The sequence below is a fragment of the Aphanizomenon flos-aquae FACHB-1287 genome (assembly GCF_014698755.1).
Lineage (GTDB): Bacteria > Cyanobacteriota > Cyanobacteriia > Cyanobacteriales > Nostocaceae > Dolichospermum > Dolichospermum flosaquae.
Genome location: NZ_JACJTO010000010.1, coordinates 1 through 19,182 on the forward strand (window position 1 = coordinate 1; position 19,182 = coordinate 19,182).

Genomic DNA, 19,182 nt, shown 5'->3' on the forward strand with positions numbered 1-19,182 from the left:
TTCAATAGCTTTTTGGTAAGCAGTAACAGCCCCATCTAATTTCTTTTGGTAATACAGGGTATTGCCAAGATTGTAGTAAGCAATAGCATATTTAGGGTCAAGTTCAATAGCTTTTTGGTAAGCAGTAACAGCCCCATCTAATTTCTTTTGGTAATACAGGGTATTGCCAAGATTGTAGTAAGCAGTAGCATATTTAGGGTCAAATTCAATAGCTTTTTGGTAAGCAGTAACAGCCCCATCTAATTTCTTTTGGTAATACAGGGTATTGCCAAGATTGTAGTAAGCAGTAGCATATTTAGGGTCAAATTCAATAGCTTTTTGGTAAGCAGCAACAGCCTCTTCTAATTTCTTCTCGTAATACAGGGCAATGCCAAGATTGTAGTAAGCAGTAGCATATTTAGGGTCAAATTCAATAGCTTTTTGGTAAGCAGCAACAGCCCCATCTAATTTCTTCTGGTCACTCAGGGCATTGCCAAGATTGTTGTAAGCACTAGCATCTTTAGGGTCAAGTTCAATAGCTTTTTGGTAAGCAGTAACAGCCTCATCTAATTTCTTCTGGTCATACAGGGCAATGCCAAGATTGTAGTAAGCAGCAGCATATTTAGGGTCAAATTCAATAGCTTTTTGGTAAGCAGTAACAGCCTCATCTAATTTCTTCTGGTCACTCAGGGTAATGCCAAGACCATTGTAAGCAATAGCTAATTTAGGATTAAGCTGTAAAGCCTTTTTATGGTACGCTAAAGCTTCCTCTGGCTTACCTTGGGCATTTAATACATTACCTATGCCAACATAAGCTTCTGCATCATTATGATTGATTTGTAAGGCTTTCTGGTGTGCTGCTAAAGCCTCCGCTAATTTTCCCTGTCGTCGTAAAGCATTACCCAAATTGTTATAAGCCTTGCCATTATTGGGTTCAACCCGCAAAATCTTACGCCAAATCGTCTCCGCTTGGGAATTGTTACCCACTGCTTCCGCTGTTTCACCTTGTTTAAATAGCTGTTGGACGGTATTTTGAGCAAATACAATCTGAGTGGTGCTAGTTAGAGATAAAGTCAGCAATAAAGTAATAAATATGCGATTCCTCATATATTTTCAGATATTTGCCATAATTTGACCTTTTTATCTCAATAAAAAAACAGAGCATTTATGGCATTACATAGACGATATTATCACAATCACGACAATATTTTATTTCTTCAAAAACTTTTGTCGCATCTTAATTACAAAAGTATTCACCTCTGGAATATTCATTCTCGAAGCAATGAGAGAAAATACACCAATTCCCACGAAAGCAGATATAGATAATTCTATTAATAAAGTAATTAAATTGGGTTTACCCAAAATTTGACGAGAAACCATTAAAGCTCCAAAACTAGCTAGACCCGATATAATACTACCACCAGTTAAACCCAAAATAGGAATACACCATTCCCGCCAAGGTAAACCATTAAGTTTGCGATTTAGCAAAAATAATAACATCAACATGGAACTACAATTAACGCCAACTGTAGCCAAAACTAAACCCGGTGCACCAAAAGGTTCAACTAATAATAAATCTAGTACAGCATTAAGAACAATATTAAATGTACTAATTTTAAAGGGTGTTTGTCCATCACCTAAAGCATAAAATACTCTGACTAAAACATCACGCCCTAAATAGACAAACATTCCAATTCCATAGGCAATTAATAGAGAAGATACTAACTGAGTTGCTTCTTGTTTGAATGCTCCCCTTTGATAAACTATCTGGACAATTGGCTCAGATAAAGATACCATTAAAGCCCCTAAAGGTAACATGGTGACAGCAGTTAGTAAAAGTCCTTGCCGAATGCGTAATTTTAGTTCTGGCCAATTGTCTGGGTGAGAAAGTTTAGCAAATGTTGGTAATAAGGGCAGTAAAATAATATTAGAAATAATTCCCAAAGGAGTTTGTACTAAAAGATTTGCATAGGTAAAACCTGCTGCTGCACCTGCAATAGGACTGGCAAAATAAAGGTCAGTAGCGACATTAATCGGCATCATTCCTGATGATATTGTCGCTGGAGTCATGATTTTAATTACTTCTTGAACGCCAGGAGATTTAAAATCAAATCTTAGTCGTAATGTCCCTAATCCTAACCGCCATTGGACAATTAATTGCATTAACCATTGCAAAACTCCTCCCGCTAAAGTTCCCCAAGCTAATACCATGCCACCGATTAAAGCATATTCGGGATTAATAATTTGTTTACCATATTGCCAACCTAAAATACCAATACCGAAAATAACAGTAATGCTAGATAATAATGGACTAATTGATAATAACCAATATTGATTAGCTGCATTTAAAGTTCCAAAACCAATTCCAATTAAGCCCGCAAATAAGGACAACGGGGACATAATTTGAATTTGACGAATAGCGATCGCTCTTGTAGATGCTTCTAAGCCATGACCAACTATATCAACAATATACTCAGCACAGAATATCTGAGCAAATGTCACCACTAGCAACAATCCACCTACAAGGGTTGTTACTGTTTCTACAATAGGTGCTGCCTCCTCTTTTTTGTGTTTAGCTAAAACGCTGACAATGGCACTATGTAAAGGTCCATTGACACCACCAAGTAAGATTAAAAGAAAACCAGGAATAATATAGGCATAACTATAAGCTGTAGCTGCTGCACCTACACCGAAAGCAGCCGCGACTGCTTGCTGTCTAATTAAACCAAATACTTTACTAATTAATGTTGCTGCGGCAACAATACCAGCAATACCAGCGAAAGAACGAGCAGCTTTTTTTTCTTGTTGTGTCACAAAATATTAGTTGTCAGTGGTCAGTTGTCAGTGGTCAGTTGTTAGTGGTCAGTGGTCAGTGGTCAGTTGTTAAATTTGATAACCACAATTTACTTGAACTTTGTGGTGCGGGCATCTTGCCCGCCATAATTATACAAACTAAATACAGTACAGCTTAGTTGTCAGTGATAATTAGTTATAAATGTTTCAACGACAACCCAAACTATCGCGGGTAGAAATACCAGTTACAGGATTAACACCATCAGCCCTTTTACAGAGTAGAGATATTTGATAACGGTCAATGATTGCATTTGTAAAATCAGCACCAGTGATATCTGCATCATAAAATCGACTGCGGGACAAAATTGCTTCTGTAAAAATAGCATTTTTCAGATTAGCACTATCAAAGGTAACACGGTCAACTAAAGCACCTGTTAAATTTGCACCTTCTAAATTGGCTTTTAATAACACACCTTTGGTAAAAATTGCGTTAGTTAAATTTGCACCTTGGAAATTTGCTCCCCGCATTTCGGCTGCTACAAAAGTTCCACCGACAAAATCAGTATAGGAGAAATCACGATTTTCTAGACTGGCATTATTGTAATTAATGGTATTAACTTGAGCAAAAGTTGTTTGCGGATTCATGATCATACACAATCCCGCCAAAATAAAAATTAAAGTTAAATATCTTAACAAAATCCTGTTCATAAATTTGTTTATTTGTTTAAGAATTGATAACCTTTCCCTCCCCAACCCTCCCCAAGGCTTCTGGGAGGGTGCGCGACAGCAGGGGTGGGGTGTATTCTTATATTATTGTCAATAGTCAATTGTTTTTTATTGACAACTGACAACTGACAACCGACTATTTCCAATCCTTACCAATGCGAATTGTTAGGTCAGATTCCAAATCACCATTTCCCGAAACCTCGATTTTACCTAAACCTAAAACTTGTTGTAAATCAATTCCTGGTTGTCGGTTGCCTTTTTGGGCAATAATCTGAGTTTGGCGCTGAGTATCTGGCCAGTCTGGAACTGCGTAAACATTAGTAAAACCTTTCTGCTTAAGATAACTAATCACTTTTTCCGTTAACTGGGGTTGATTAGTCGAATTTTGCACAGCAACTCTTTGGATAGAAACAGGTCTGTTATCTGCTGTAATACCAGCTACATTTACCCCAACGAAATCATTTAATAAGCTTTGTTGACCAGTCATATTCAACCAATAGCTATTGGGGTCTTGACTGAATTTGCTAAAAGTACCAGGTAACATGGCCGCTTGGAAATTATCCCGTTTTATATTGACGGAAAAATTGGCCAGTGCCATCATTTCCTCCATTTTCAGGTTAGTATCAAAATACTTTCGCATGAGGCGAGTTAATTGGGGCAACTTGAGTAAAACCGTGGGACTGTTTAGACGTTGCATTAAGGCAGTTATTAATGCCTGTTGTCGTTGGACTCTAGGTAAATCCCCCATACCCTCTTCACGAAAGCGGGCAAACTGTTCTGCTTGTTCACCATTGAGATTTTGCCAACCCCTAACTAAATTGATTGACAAACCACCAGCCTGATCTTGATAATTCATGGTTTGAGGGACAAATACATCCACCCCACCCAATTGTTCAACTAATTGGCGCAGGCCGCTAGTAGAAATGCGAATATATCGATCTATAGGAGCATTATTTAAACTACGACTAACTACCCGTGCTGCTAAAACTGGACCACCTTTAGCGTTAGCTTCAGATACCTTAGTTAATCCCTGTTCGGGAATTGCTATCATTGTTCCTCGGGGAATTGACAGCAAGCGAATAGATTTATCACTGGGATTTAACCTCACCAACATCATGGTATCACTGTTGCCAGCAAAACTTTCTGGTGAACCGTCTACAGTACCCGATACCGGTTCAATACCCATAATTAAAATATTCATGGGTTTTGATAAATTGTACTGAGAAAGCTTCGTCCATAGATCTGCAGGTAATTTTACTTGATCTTGTTGATTAGAACTGAATTCATCATCTTTAGTTTGATCTAGATTACTCCATAGAGGAGTCCATAGTGCCAAACTTGATCCTAGTAATCCAGATAAAATTATCCCTAAAACAATGGTTAATACCCACAACAACCAGCGGGGAACGGATAAGCCTAAGCGATCATATATCTCGTTGGGAATTGCCCCCACAGATTCAACAACATTAGGAGAAGAGTTAACTGATGTTTTTGCTTTTACCGCTGAAGTTGACCCCGATTCTTGTTGAGATATTACCTGATTTTCTGACCATTGAACTGGTGGATGTTTCATCTCTGATTCTGGGGTTGGTACTTGTTGAGGTGCTACCCGATTTTCTGACCATTTAACTTGTTTAATCACAATTTTTTCCCCACTCAACCACTCCTTAAAGGTATGTTAATACAAGCTACAAATAATGCGGAAATTTTAGATTTTGTGAAAGGTTGATGCACAATTTTATTGGGTATTGCTGTCCTCACGGTTTTAATAAGTAATAATTAAAACATACTAAATTGGGAAAATTCATCAGTAGAAATAATTCCAAAATGTACACTTACAAATGAGGTTTTACTGAAGGTATCAACGGTATAAAATTCAATAGCAAAGCTATACATAACAATTGACTTTCAAACCTGTTCCGTTTTTCCTCTTCCCTGCTGTATATTATTCTCAATTACCTGTGTACGCCAACATGAATAATTTATTTTTTCCTGTGATTCTCGCTGGTGGTAAAGGTGAGCGTTTTTGGCCTTTGAGCCGACTAGACCGACCTAAACAATTTTTAAGCCTTGATGGTAGCTCAAAAAGCTTACTACAAGCAACCGCTGATCGATTATTAACTCTATCTGGTGGTTGGGAACAGTTGTGGGTCATTACTTCTAGTCCCATTGCTCAAGGGGTGCGAGAACAACTTCCTGATTTACCAGAGTCGAACTTACTCATTGAGTCACAGGGTCGAGACACCGCTGCTGCTGTTGCTTGGGCAAGTCTGGAAATTAAAAACCGTTACGGGGAAGATGCTATGATTGGCTTTTTCCCGGCTGACCATTGGATTGCTGACCTAGAGGTATTTGCAGAAACTTTTGCTGCTGCTACTGACTTGGCATATAGTAGGGAGGCTATTGTGACTTTGGGAATCAAACCTAATTTCCCATCAACTGGTTATGGTTATATTGAGCAAGGTGAAAAGATAGGAAGTTTTAACTGTTTGTCAGCTTATCACGTTCATCGGTTTACTGAAAAGCCTAACCGGGAAACAGCGGAAACTTTTTTGTCAACGGGGCGGTTTAGTTGGAATAGTGGGATGTTTGTTTTTCGAGCTGGTGTTGTTCTGGAAGAATTACGCACCCATGCACCAGAAATTATTGCACCTTTAGAACAACATGGCCCTAGTATTTATCCCCAGCTACCTAAGAAAAGTATAGATTACGCACTGATGGAAAAAACCAGTCTAGCTTATGTTTTGCCGGTAGCATTTGGTTGGGATGATTTAGGTGATTGGAATGCTATTGAACGTTTACTGAAACATGATGATAATCCTAATGTAGAACTTGCTACTCATCTGGGATTAGATACCCAAGGGGCGATTATTTATGCCTCCAATGCTGATGATGTAATTGTTACCATTGGTTTAGAAGATGTGGTGATTGTCCGCGATCGCAATGTTACACTGGTAGTTAAAAAAGACCGTACCCAAGAAATTAAGCAAATTCTGAAAATCCTACAAAGTGATGAGCGATTTACGGATTTGTTGTAAAATTTAAAACTCCTGGTAAATAGCTGAGATTATTTTTATGTTTATAGTTATCTTATCCCCCCGGATAGGATATCATGCTACGAGGTGAGAGAAATAATCTAGGGATTTTCTAGGGTTATCTCGCTGTTTTGGTTATCTTGAGGAACTCATTGTGGTTGTAACCCCGGACAAACTGCACGCTACCCATAGCCACGAGCATTTACCCAGTAAAGACCGTGTAGCCGTGTTGCTGATGGGCTATGGCGAAGTCGAAAGCTATGAAGATTTCGCTAACTATAACGAACAAGCTTTAAATTTACTGACGGCTAAATTTGCTCCTGTTCCTACTTGGATTTATCCCCCTTTAGCCAAGCTTTTGGCATTATTTGATCGTCATGAATGGGGACACACACACCATGATTTTATTTCCCCACACAATGCCATTTTTGAAAGACAAAGAGCGGGGATTGAACATGAATTACAACATAAATGGGGTAATGGTGTTCAGGTTTTCAAAGCATTTAACTTCTGCGCTCCTTTTTTACCAAACCAAGTTTTAGCGGAAATTAAAAATCAAGGCTTTAGTAAACTGCTGATTTATCCATTATTAGTTGTTGATTCCATTTTTACTAGTGGTATTGCCATTGAACAAGTGAATAATGCCCTGGTAGAATTAGCTGATGGTGATGAACATTGGATCACAGCCCAAAGATATATTCCTTCGTTCTACAATGAGCCAAAATATATTGATTTAATGGCGCATTTGGTAGAAGAAAAAATTCATACTGATTTGGCTACAGGTTATTTACCTTCGCAAATTGGGATTATCTTGATGAATCATGGTTGTCCTCATAAAGCTAAAGGTTTTACATCTGGAATTGATGAAAGTCAAGGAATGTATGAGTTAGTTAGAAACAAGCTAATTAACAATTACCCATTAATTTCTGTGGGTTGGTTAAACCACGATACACCGTTAATAGAATGGACTCAACCCAATGCTACCCAAGCTGCTGAAAATTTGATTCAATTGGGTGCAAAGGTAATTCTATTTATGCCGATTGGTTTTGCTACAGAAAATCATGAAACTTTGTTGGATGTTCATCATATTATTCATGATTTGGAAAAACAACATTCAGATGTAGATTATTTACAAATGGCTTGTGTAAATGATCATCCCCAATTTTTAGCTATGGCTGCTGAATGGGCAAATGTACATATTGCAGAGTTAATGGAAACAGAAGGAATGGCTGTTAATTCACATTCAGCTATTACTCATCATCACCATCATCATTAGTAATTTACTAGATTTATATCCCCGAATTCTTAGAGAAGTCGGGGATTTTGTTGTTGATAATTAAGTAGTTTGGCATTAAAAATTGTGGCTTTCCTAGAGCAGTTGTGGTAATAATTACTCAAGCATACAGCACTTCACGGTGTTATGAGGTACATATCTAACAGGCAAGATGCCCGCACCACAAGAGTTTGATGATTCAACTTTGTACCTCATAAGAGTGGAAAACGCCGTATAATTGTGATAAAATTACCAGGGAATAAATTCCTCAAAGTCTTGCCAATTATTAAAGATATTTACGGATATCTGAGATTTATTAATACCATGATCAGAGACTTTGAAGATATTCTCTGACAATATGATGCAGCATCTATCGGAAAAGCAAATTCCAGGCTAAAATCATTACTTAGTGGGATATTGCTTTCCATATTGATATTCAATTTTACAAGAGGTTATGGACAAAAGTCCAACAGATGGCAGTATTATCCTCCTCTAAGCTGGCGAGACAGTCTCCTGGCGCGGGGGAGACTTGTAGGAGATTTCTATTATGCTAACACAGGAAATTCGTAATTCCTTGGATATTGCTGACTTAAATCAGCTTAAATCCGATCTGAATTGTTTACAGCCAGTAGACGTGGGCGAATATATCACCCAACTACCCGAAAAACAAAGAGCAATTGCCTTTCGGTTACTCAATAAAGACCAGGCCATAGATGTTTTTGAATATTTACCCACAGAAGTACAGGAAGACCTGATTAATTCCCTCCACGATGCCCAGGTAGTCCACTTGGTTGAAGAAATGAGTCCTGACGAACGGGCGGAATTATTTGATGAACTACCAGCGGGAGTAGTCAAACGTCTATTACAACAACTCAGTTCCGAACAAAGACAAGCCACAGCGACGATTCTCGGCTATCCAGAAGGGACAGCGGGGCGGGTCATGACTACAGAATATGTGCGCTTGCGGCGAGGTTTAACGGTTGGTGAAGCCCTCAGTAAAATCCGCTTGCAGGATCAAGACAAGGAAACAATTTATTACGCCTATGTTACTGATGATAACCGCAAATTAGTTAGTGTAGTTTCTTTACGTCAGCTATTGTTTACGTTTCCTGAGGTTTTAATTAAAGATATTGCCAGCCCTCACGTTGTTAAAGTGAGAACAGAAACTTCCCAGGAAGAGGTTGCCCGGATTATGCAGCGTTATGATTTAATCGCCATGCCTGTGGTTGATAGAGAAGATAGACTAGTAGGTATTATTACGATTGATGATGTAGTGGATATTTTAGAAGAAGAGGCTACAGAGGATATCCAAAAATTGGCGGGTGTCAGTGGTGATGAAGAGGCCTTATCTCCCCCACACATCACCATTCGCAAACGATTACCCTGGTTATTGGGAATTATGGGATTATATATTGGCGCGGCCAGTGCGATCGCTCCTTTTCAAGAAGTGATTGCCGCTGTACCAGTTCTAGCCGTGATTATGCCCATATTTTCTAATACAGGTGGCACTGTTGGTATCCAAGCTCTTACCGTGACCATTCGTGGTTTAGGTGTGGGAGAAGTTACACCAGAAGATACCTGGAAAATCCTCCGTAAGGAACTTTTAGCTGGTTTAGGAACTGCTGTAGCCTTAGGGATAACAATGGTTATCCTTTCCCTAATTTGGGCTAAACCCCAAGAAAGATGGGTAGCTTTAATAGCTGGGGCAGTCATGGCTACTAATACGATGGTGGCTGTAACTTTAGGGACTTTGTTACCGATGGGTTTAAAGCGTTTAAAACTAGATCCAGCCTTAATGAGTGGTCCTTTAGTGACAACAATGCTAGATACTATCGGTTTTTTAACCTTCCTCAGTATGATTTCTATTGCTTTAAAGGTATTTCATTTACAATCTTGAAAGATTGATAATTGGTAATTGATCATTAGCAGAAGTGTTGAATGTTAAGATTTTGAGGATTGTGTCCAAGTTGTGCATTGGTATTGGTGATACCAAATTTGGTCAATTAATGACTCTATTCTCAATAGACAATGGATTTTACCTGGGTAAAACGCAAAGATTGTAAAGTTTTATTGCAGGATTCAACACTTGTGGATCATTAGATATTTTTCATCATTACCAATTATCTAATAAACCAAAATCTAAAATCTAAAATCTCAATGCCTACTACTACTTGGAATCGTCATCACATTCTTACTTTAGCTGACTTCACAACGGCTGAATATAATGCAGTTTTACAAACTGCGGCTTCTTTTCAAGAGGTACTATCACGACGCACTAAGAAAGTACCAACATTACAGGGACAGGTAGTAGCAAATTTATTTTTTGAATCTTCCACTCGCACCCGCAGTAGTTTTGAAATAGCGGCTAAAAGGTTAAGTGCAGATACGCTAAATTTCTCTGCTGCTACATCTTCTATGACAAAAGGAGAAACAATTCTTGACACTGCAAAAACTTATTTAGCTATGGGAACTGATATTATGGTAATCCGCCATAAAGAAGCAGGAGTACCACAAGCGATCGCTCAAGAAATGGATCGTTTAGGTGTAAAAGTTAGCGTTCTTAATGCTGGTGATGGACAACATGAACATCCATCTCAAGGATTACTTGATTTATTTACTATTTGTAGTTTAATTGACTCTGCACAACCCAGAATTGAATTATTAAAAGATAAAAAAATTGTTATTGTTGGAGATATTTTACATTCTCGTGTAGCCCGTTCTAATATTTGGAGTTTAATTGCCAGTGGTGCAGAAGTTCATCTTGTTGCACCTCCCACATTATTACCTAAATTCTTTGCCGAATATTTGGGTATTGACAAAAATAATCATCGTTTATTTACCCATTGGCAATTAGAACCAGCTTTAGAAAATGCTGATTTTGTGATGACATTGCGCTTACAAAAAGAACGGATGACTGCTAATTTACTCCCTAGTTTAAGAGAATATCATCAACTATTTGGCATAACTCGCACTAAGTTAAAACTCTGTAAACCTAATGTTAAAGTATTGCATCCAGGTCCAGTAAATCGCGGGGTGGAAATAAGTTCTGATTTAATGGATGATCCCCAATTTAGTTTAATTCAATCTCAGGTAACTAGCGGTGTGGCCGTGCGAATGGCACTTTTATATTTTATTGGTAGTGGTAGGGCTTAATATAACTCTCTGGTGTCACTTTCGGAATTTTATGACCCCCATAGGTTTATGATAGAAATGCGTTGTGATTCTCGTTAAATCCAAAAATGGAAAAAGTTTTAAAAGTCATCGCTGAGATAATTACTAACCCACCCATTCCCCATGAACCTCAGAAACAATCTTTGAAAAATTGGGCGATGTATTGCTTACGGTATAGAGGTTTTATAGTTGTTTTTGCCCAAAATGCCGATTTTGCTGTGCAGCTTAAAAACGGGGATAAGTTCTATTTTAGGGTTACTGATAATGCCAATAATTTAGACAATAATATGAACTGGATAGTTTGGGATAATGTGAATAAAATTATGAGTTTGATTCCTCAATCCTAGACTTATCCATTTCTTGTAGGTTGGGTTGAAGCATGAAACCCAACTCTATCCAAAAACATATAGCAGTTCCCGGTGTTATCAGGTACATATCTAGCGGGCAAGATGCCCGCACCACAAGAGTTTAATGATTCAACTTTTTAGTTTTAGGGAACAGGGAATAAATTAGTTTGTACTTCATTAAACTGGGAAACAATGGACAGGCTTTTATTCGCTTAATTTTGGTAAATTAGCGAAAACCTGTTTCACCAATTCCTGAGTTTTATTTTCTAAATATTGCCAATTCACATCCCCATATTCATCAATTAAGTTAGTATCAATATCAACTGCTGTATTCTGTGAACTATAATTCAGAAAACATACTTGATAACACAAATCCCACAAATCTATATTTACTTGTTCCTGTTGACGTTGTAAAAGTAAGTGATATCCTGGATAAGGCATGGGCAAACTAGTCAGAGTTTTTTTAATTTCCTCTATTTGTGCTATTGTTGCGGTTTCCATGTTCTGCACTAACTGAGTTACCAAGGCTTTGGTTTCATCAGTAGTGTTAGCAGGCCAAGTCAACACATCTTGATAAGTCCCTTTCCAGTCACATACATCAAGCTGCTTGCGAATATTATCAATCACACGAATAAAAGCAGGTTGCATCAAGATCTCGGCTTGTTGCCATGAGGTAGAATTAGTTATCTTAGGTAACATAGCTAGTAAATAGGGATACTGATAGCAAAATTAATAAATGCTCTGTGGTAATTTAAAAACGAACAACGGACAACGGACAACTGACAACGAACAACTGACAATACTTCTAATTTAAATCTTTTCTTAAGATACCTGATTGTAGGAAAGGAATTTTGGAGATATTGACTATTAATGAGAAAATTAAGCTATGAGGCTGGGGAGGGAAATTATGATCGGGAAATTGCTGGATAATCGTTACCAAGTCATTCGCATTTTAGCGACGGGGGGATTTGGTCAAACCTATATTGCCCAAGATACCAGACGGCCAGGTAATCCCATCTGCGTAGTGAAACACCTAAAACCAGCTAATTCTGACCCTAATATCTTTATTACTGCTAAAAGGCTGTTTAATAGCGAAGCCGAGACTTTAGAAAAATTGAGTAACCATGGGCAAATACCCAGACTTTTAGCTTATTTTGACGAAAATAAAGAATTCTTTTTAGTCCAAGAATTTATTGACGGACATACTCTTGCTCAGGAACTCATTCCCGGCCAGCCTTGGAGTGAAGCCCAAGTTGTGCAAATGCTGGTGGAAATTTTGAGTATTCTTGAGTTTGTTCATCAAGAAGGTGTGATTCACCGCGATATTAAGCCCGACAATATTATTCGCCGTGAAGCTGATTATAAATTAGTTTTAGTAGATTTTGGTGCAGTTAAACAATTGCGTTGTCCTTTAGTTTTGGTAGGGGGACAACAAACAGCTACAGTTGCTATTGGCACGCCTGGTTATATGCCAACAGAACAGGGACAAGGGAAACCCCGTCCTAATAGTGATATTTACGCTTTAGGGATTATTGCCATTCAAGCTTTAACAGGTGTTCCGGTTAATCAATTACAAGAAGATCCAGATACAGGGGAAATTAACTGGCAGCATTTAATTCCGATTAATCCTGATTTAGTAGGCATTTTAACTAAAATGGTGCGTTACCATTTCAAAGAACGCTATCAAACTGCAAGGGAAGCGTTACAAGCTTGTCAAAAGTTAGTAGATATCACCCAGGAATTGTCCCCAGTCCCCTTATCCCCTCAAATTATTTATCAATCTCCACCAAACCTAGCTTCAATATTAACGCAGAAAACAATGGCGGTAGCTCCGATTCATCATGTTCCTTCTCAACCTGTACCCCAACAACATATTTCCCAGGAATCTAATAAACCAGATCCTTTACCTTTATTAATTGGCATATTATTAACAGGTGGTATAGCGGCTTTATTTACAAATATATATCCCAACTTGAAGAATTTAACTGTTAATTGGACGGGAGAAAATAGCAAATCAACAAATAATTGTATGGCTGTAGTTACGGCTAATTCTAATATCCGTTCCGAACCCAGTGCTATCAATTCTGATAATATTTTAAAAACCTTGGGTGCAGCCAGTGAATTTGAGGTGACAGGTAAACGCACAAATCGAGGCTGGGTAGAAATTAAACTTTCATCTGGTCGCTTGGCTTGGGCGCATTCTGATGTAATTTCTAATCATGAAAAATGGATTTCTTGTCGTCGAGATCAAGGTTTAGCTATTCAAACTGTAGACGATAGTCCTTTAATTGCGTCCCGTCCAGTTCCTCAAGTTTCACCAAAACCTGTTGTAGAAACTCCTGCACCCAAACCAACTCCAGCCGCTACTGAAAATAAAGATAAAACGGTGGCACAAGCTCGAGAAAAGTTTGAATCGGGAGATTTACAAGGAGCAATTGCTTTACTAAAATCAACTTCAGGAAATGCTATTTCTGGGATTAAAGAAACGGTTAATACTGTTAATCAATGGCAAAATGATTGGGCAAAAGCAGAAGCCTTAGCTAAGGATATTAATAAAGCCATTGATAATGGTCAATGGGATCAGGTTTTAGCTTATCGAGATCATCCTGAAAAGTTACCTAATATTAAATACTGGCGTGATAAATTAGAGCCAATGTTTAAACAAGCTGCTGATAATGTTGCTAAACAGGCATTACCCCAGAAAAATCAACCAACTTCTTCCCCAACACCAAAGGAAGGGGTTTAATAAGCCGTTGTCTATAGCTCTTTGGGAATAAATTCTCAGTTTAATAAGTCGCTAAAAGTGAGCTAAGAGTCTTGTCTATTTTTAGCCCACACTGCACCCACCTGACCCACCTGCTTAACCAGCACTGATGGCAAATACTTATAAATAAAAATTATATATGTATAAATATCACAATACAAATTTATTGTTTCTACGGTTTCATAACCCTAATTAGAGCTTGATATATTTACAGAAGTATTTATACAAACAAAGTCAAAAATATAACACTGAAATTTTAAAATTTCTTTTATAAAAAATCAGCCTAGCCGTGCTAAGGTTTTATTTTCGTTATCTTTCCTAGCTGCTTCAGCTTATGCATTTGCCCTCTTTACATCCACAACACCTTGAAGAATTAGTCAAAAGTAGTGGTATAAACTTTGACTTAATTAATTTAAATTTTCAATCGCTTCAAGGCCTCAATGCGTATGAATATCTGCTAATTTCTAAGCAACTCCCTCGCACCAATACAGGGATGATTAAAAGTGCTTGGTTACAGCGTTATAATCACATTACGGAAGGTGGTTGGTGGTGTTCTGGACTCGACCCCCTCAATGACTGGCAAAAGATGGAATGGGGATGTTTTAAACCCAACCAACCGCGACAAAATCAAAAAGGCAAATCAATTAAATATGAACATCCTCCTAGCACACCCACACGCATTTTTTGTTTACGCATATCCTTAGAAATTTGGCAACAAGTCGGACAACGTTACAATTTAAGTTTACCGGAAAATATCATTATTAATCATGATGGTGAAGCCGAAGGTTTTTGGTTATGGATAATTAAAAATAAAATATCCATAGTCATTTGTGAAGGTGTGAAAAAAGCTGCGTCTCTTTTAAGTCAAGGATATGTTGCTATTGCTATTCCTGGTATTAATAGCGGTTATCGAGTGATTAAAGATGAATTTGGCAAAGTTACCCGTCGGCAATTAATACCTGATTTAGAAACATTTACAACTACAAAACGCAACTTTTATATTTGTTTTGATTTTGAAACTCAAGCCAAAAAAATCGCGGCTGTCAATAATGCTATTTCTCAATTAGGTTGTTTATTTCAACAACAAAATTGCCGTGTTAAAGTTGTAGAACTGCCTGGAAAAGAAAAGGGAGTTGATGAATTTATCATTACCAAAGGTACAACGTACTTCGATAAAATTTATCGTCAAAGTGTAGATTTAGATATTTATCTTGCCCACACAAAACCCCACACGGAATTAACAATTCCCGTTGCACTTACTGTTAACCGTCCTTATTTGGGAAAAATTGCCTTTCCTACCTCTGGCTTAGTTGGAGTAAAATCAGCCAAAGGTACAGGTAAAACCACAGCATTACAAAATATTGTTCAACAAGCAAAAAGCCAAAATCAACCAGTTTTATTAATTACCCATAGAATTATTTTAGGACGTTTCTTATCTGAAAAAATCGGGATTAAATGGGGAATTGAACATGAAGCATGGAGTATAAAAGCTGATGAATTACCTGCTAAATATCCGTTAATAATTACACCATCTTTGGGATTATGTGTAGATTCAATTTGGAAATTAAAACCCGAAGATTGGCATGGTGCAATATTAATTCTAGATGAAGTTGAGCAATCTTTATGGCATTTACTTAACAGTAATACCTGTAAACAAAAACGAGTTAAAATTCTCCGCATTTTTCAGCAATTAATTTCTACAGTTCTCACAACTGGAGGTTTGATAATTGCCCAAGATGCGGATTTATCAGATGTATCTTTAGAGTATTTACAGACTTTAGCAGGAATTAAATTAACTCCTTGGGTAGTTGTCAATGAATGGAAACCGGAAAAAGGTTGGGATACAACTTTTTATGATTCACCTAATCCCACCCCCCTAATTCATCAATTAGAATTAGATCTAATTGCTGGACGCAAATGTTATGTAACTACCGATAGTCGTTCTGGCCGCTACAGTTGTGAAACTGTTGAACGTTATCTTAAAGAACGTTTACAGAAACTCAGACGAGAATTTCCTGATACTTTAGTAGTTAGCAGTCATACTACGAATACACCTGGTCATGCAGCAGTTGATTTGATAGCTGCTATTAATCAAAAAATTACTAATTATAATACTGTTTTTGTTACCCCTAGTTTAGGAACAGGAATTAGTATTGATGTTCAACATTTTGACAGAGTTTATGGCATTTTTCAAGGGGTAATTCCTGACTCAGAAGCCCGTCAAGCTTTAGCAAGAGTAAGGGATAATATTCCCCGTGTGATTTGGTGTGCTAAACGGGGTATTGGCTTAATTGGAAGTGGGAGTACAAATTATCGGTTACTATCTCATTGGTATCAAGAAAATCAAAAAGAAAACTTAGCTTTATTAAGTCCATTGCATAAAATAGATGTAGATTTACCTCTAGTTTATGATCCCATTCATTTACGGACTTGGGCAAAATTATCTGCAAGGGTAAATGCTTCTATTCGTCTTTATCGTCAATCAATGCAAGAGGGATTGATAGCTGATGGTCATCAAATTCAAATACGCAGTAATGAAGTTCAAAATAATATTCTTCGTGATTTGCGTTTGGCATTTTTTGCTACTGAATCTAGTGATTTAGAAAATCGTAAACGGTTAATTTTAGAAATTGTTAAGGTGCAAAAAGATTGGCTACAAAGTCTTCAAAAAGCTAAGGAAATTAAACGCAAAATCAAAGAAATTAAACAGCAAAATCAATTAGCAGCAGCAAATTCTGTCGCTACTGCTAAGGATATTAATGACATGGAATATGAACAACTACTAACTAAACACTCTCTTAGTAATCCAGAACGTTATCAAGTTGATAAATATATTCTCAAACAAAGGTATGGAATTGTAGTTACCCCTGAGCTTAAATTACAAGATGAAAAAGGATATTATGGACAATTATTAATTCATTATTATCTAACTCATGAAAGTGAATATTTTCATGTTAAAGATCAGCAAGAATGGAGTCAACAATTATTATGGGGTGAAGGTCAGGTTTTTCTCCCAGATTTAAGAACTTATACCCTGAAAGTCGAAGCTATGCGAGCTTTGGGAGTAATGCAATTTCTGGAATTAGAAAGGGTATTTAGTGAAAATGACGCTGATTTAATTTGGCTAAAAAATGTCGCTAGACAAAGTAGTAAACACATTAAAAGAGCCTTAGGAATTGACTTATTTGCAGGTAAAAAACCTGTTTCGGGAATGAAGGTATTGAGCAGACTTTTAGGGTTATTGGGTTTGAAATTACAAGAAGTTAATGATAGTTATAAAATTGACTTAGAAACTCTCAATGATGGTCGAGATAAAATATTTGCAGTTTGGCAAAATCGTGATGATTTGATATTAAATTCTTTACATTATATGGAATATGAAATAACTGATATTCCTAAAAAGTGTCAACATGAAGCGGTACTCACAAGTTAAAATATAGTAGTTCCCATGCTCGTGAGGTACAAGGTTTTTTAGTTTTAGGAAACAGGGAATAAATTGCTTTGTACTTCATTAAACTGGGAAACGATATATCCAGAATATTCAGATCTTTCAAAGAAGTAAGGTATCTATCTCTATCTGTGGTAAAATCTATTTTGCGTTCTTGTAAATTACAAACAATTTTTTCCCCGTCCCTCTTTATATCTATTAATATTTATGAATGAAAATATCAATTTTGATGTTGTTAATGCTTTACACAAAAAGGGTTTAGAACATTATCAGCATAGTAATTATCAACAAGCAATTGCTAATTTTGATGCAGTTTTAAAATTGTATCCTAATTTTTCAATGGTTTATATTAATCGCGGTAACATATTTCATATTTTAGGTAATTATGAAAAAGCTATTACTGATTATAATCAATCTATAAACATTAACCCTAATTTTGCTGAAGCTTACCATAATCGAGGCAATAGTTACTATGCTTTACAAGAATATAAAAATGCTATTGCTGATTATAATCATTCACTAGAAATTAATCCTAATTTTAGTGCAGCTTATTATAATCGAGGTTTGATTTATGCCTATCTTCAAGATTATCAGCAAGCAATTTCTGATTTTAATCAAGCACTACAAATATTTCCTAATGATATCCAAGTATACTATGAACGAGGTTTAGCTTATAGTAATTTAGGAGATTATGAAAATGCTATTAAAGACTATAATAAATCATTACACATTAATCCCAGTTTGGCTTTTATCTATAGTCTTCGAGCTAATACACATCACAAAATGGGCAATTATGAAAATGCAATTAAAGACTATAATCAAGCATTACAAATTAACCCCAGTTTGGCTACAGCGTATTATGGACGGGGCATAGTGCGGGAAGCTATGCAGGATTTTATTAATGCAGTTGCGGATTATACCCAAACTATAGATATCTCTCCAGAATTTGCTCCAGCGTATTGCAAGCGAGGTGATGCTTATAAGCTGTTAGGTAATATACAAATGGCTATTCAAGACTATAACCAAGCATTGAGAATAGATTCTGATTTTTTAGCTGCTTATTACCACAGAGGAATTAGTCATTATATAGCAAAGAATTTTACTAAGGCAATTAGTGATTTTACTGAGGCTTTACGATTAGATTCCCAGTCCGCTGTGTTTTATAGCGATCGCGCTAATGCCCGTTATGCCCTCAATGACTATGAAAAAGCCATATCAGATTATACTCAAGCAATCAGTATTAACCCTAATTTAGCTGAGGACTGGTTTAATCGTGGTCGTAGTCGGTTTCTTCTAGGAGAATTAAATACGGCATTAACAGATTTAAACCAAGCAATACAATTACAACCGCGTTATCCTTTAGCTTATTTAGTGAGAGGAGACATACATAGACAATTAGGGAATCAAGTAGATACAATTAATGATTTCCGTAAGGCTGCTGACCTCTATTTTCACACAGGAAATAAGCAATATTACCAGGAGATAACCAATCTAATTACAAAATTGTAACTTTCAAAAAATGGGTAGCCCGGGATTCGAACCCGGAACAAATCGGTTAAAAGCCGAGTACTCTACCGTTGAGTTAGCCACCCTTTCGCCGCTTTTCCAACTTTATCAATATACCATAAGCAACCATGGTTTTGTCA

General features: G+C 37.0%; 14 protein-coding genes and 1 tRNA gene. 9 read left to right on the forward strand and 6 right to left on the reverse strand.

The features are described from left to right. Both H6G44_RS06935 and murJ read right to left on the reverse strand, forming a co-directional pair. The coding region (locus tag H6G44_RS06935; protein WP_190595360.1) for a tetratricopeptide repeat protein at window positions 1-1,086 on the reverse strand (1,086 nt) is incomplete at its 3' end. Window positions 1,087-1,188: 102 nt separating this feature from the next. Further along, window positions 1,189-2,793 (reverse strand): murein biosynthesis integral membrane protein MurJ, encoded by a 1,605-nt coding sequence (murJ, locus tag H6G44_RS06940; RefSeq protein ID WP_190385584.1) that lies wholly within the window; start codon window positions 2,791-2,793, stop codon window positions 1,189-1,191. Here murJ and H6G44_RS06945 point away from each other — a divergent pair. Then, window positions 2,787-2,951 (forward strand): hypothetical protein, encoded by a 165-nt coding sequence (locus tag H6G44_RS06945; protein WP_190385585.1) that lies wholly within the window; start codon window positions 2,787-2,789, stop codon window positions 2,949-2,951. The two genes, murJ and H6G44_RS06945, sit on opposite strands and share 7 nt — an antisense overlap. Before the next feature lie 28 nt (window positions 2,952-2,979). Here the strand turns inward: H6G44_RS06945 and H6G44_RS06950 are convergent, their stop codons facing one another. Together H6G44_RS06950 and H6G44_RS06955 are read right to left on the reverse strand one after the other, a co-directional pair. Then, the gene (locus H6G44_RS06950; protein ID WP_190385586.1) at window positions 2,980-3,480 is read right to left on the reverse strand and encodes a pentapeptide repeat-containing protein; all 501 of its coding nucleotides are present in this window, start codon (window positions 3,478-3,480) and stop codon (window positions 2,980-2,982) included. 154 nt (window positions 3,481-3,634) lie between these two features. Then, on the reverse strand, window positions 3,635-5,140 hold the full coding sequence (locus tag H6G44_RS06955; protein ID WP_190385587.1) for an LCP family protein: 1,506 nt from the start codon (window positions 5,138-5,140) through the stop codon (window positions 3,635-3,637). A 331-nt stretch (window positions 5,141-5,471) separates the two neighbouring features. On the opposite strand from H6G44_RS06955, the gene H6G44_RS06960 reads away from it, so the two are divergent. The 5 genes from H6G44_RS06960 to H6G44_RS06980 all read left to right on the forward strand — a co-directional run bounded on the left by H6G44_RS06960 (window position 5,472) and on the right by H6G44_RS06980 (window position 11,324). Next, window positions 5,472-6,536: a mannose-1-phosphate guanylyltransferase gene (locus H6G44_RS06960; RefSeq protein WP_190385588.1), complete on the forward strand. Its 1,065-nt coding sequence runs from the start codon at window positions 5,472-5,474 to the stop codon at window positions 6,534-6,536. A 151-nt stretch (window positions 6,537-6,687) separates the two neighbouring features. After that, a complete protein-coding gene (locus tag H6G44_RS06965) occupies window positions 6,688-7,809 on the forward strand; it encodes a ferrochelatase (RefSeq protein WP_190385589.1) in 1,122 nt (373 codons plus the stop codon). A 544-nt stretch (window positions 7,810-8,353) separates the two neighbouring features. After that, entirely contained in the window at window positions 8,354-9,703 is a 1,350-nt protein-coding gene (gene mgtE / locus H6G44_RS06970) for a magnesium transporter (RefSeq protein ID WP_190385590.1), read from the forward strand. Window positions 9,704-9,963: 260 nt separating this feature from the next. Continuing rightward, entirely contained in the window at window positions 9,964-10,959 is a 996-nt protein-coding gene (locus H6G44_RS06975; RefSeq protein ID WP_190385591.1) for an aspartate carbamoyltransferase catalytic subunit, read from the forward strand. A gap of 86 nt (window positions 10,960-11,045) precedes the next feature. Further along, window positions 11,046-11,324, forward strand: coding sequence for a hypothetical protein (locus H6G44_RS06980; RefSeq protein ID WP_190385592.1), 279 nt, complete (start codon window positions 11,046-11,048; stop codon window positions 11,322-11,324). Window positions 11,325-11,528: 204 nt separating this feature from the next. On the opposite strand, the gene H6G44_RS06985 is transcribed toward H6G44_RS06980, so the two are convergent. Continuing rightward, entirely contained in the window at window positions 11,529-12,023 is a 495-nt protein-coding gene (locus H6G44_RS06985) for a hypothetical protein (protein ID WP_190385593.1), read from the reverse strand. A 208-nt stretch (window positions 12,024-12,231) separates the two neighbouring features. Between H6G44_RS06985 and H6G44_RS06990 the strand changes: the two genes are divergently transcribed. The 3 genes from H6G44_RS06990 (at window position 12,232) to H6G44_RS07000 (ending at window position 19,045) form a co-directional block, all read left to right on the forward strand. Then, window positions 12,232-14,070 (forward strand): serine/threonine protein kinase, encoded by a 1,839-nt coding sequence (locus H6G44_RS06990; RefSeq protein ID WP_190385594.1) that lies wholly within the window; start codon window positions 12,232-12,234, stop codon window positions 14,068-14,070. A gap of 352 nt (window positions 14,071-14,422) precedes the next feature. Further along, a complete protein-coding gene (locus H6G44_RS06995) occupies window positions 14,423-17,521 on the forward strand; it encodes a plasmid replication protein, CyRepA1 family (RefSeq protein ID WP_190385595.1) in 3,099 nt (1,032 codons plus the stop codon). Between the two features lie 222 nt (window positions 17,522-17,743). After that, complete coding sequence (locus tag H6G44_RS07000) at window positions 17,744-19,045, forward strand: tetratricopeptide repeat protein (RefSeq protein WP_190385596.1); 1,302 nt, start codon at window positions 17,744-17,746, stop codon at window positions 19,043-19,045. A gap of 11 nt (window positions 19,046-19,056) precedes the next feature. Here the strand turns inward: H6G44_RS07000 and H6G44_RS07005 are convergent. Next, a tRNA-Lys gene (locus H6G44_RS07005) sits at window positions 19,057-19,128 on the reverse strand. Between the last annotated feature and the right edge of the window lie 54 nt (window positions 19,129-19,182).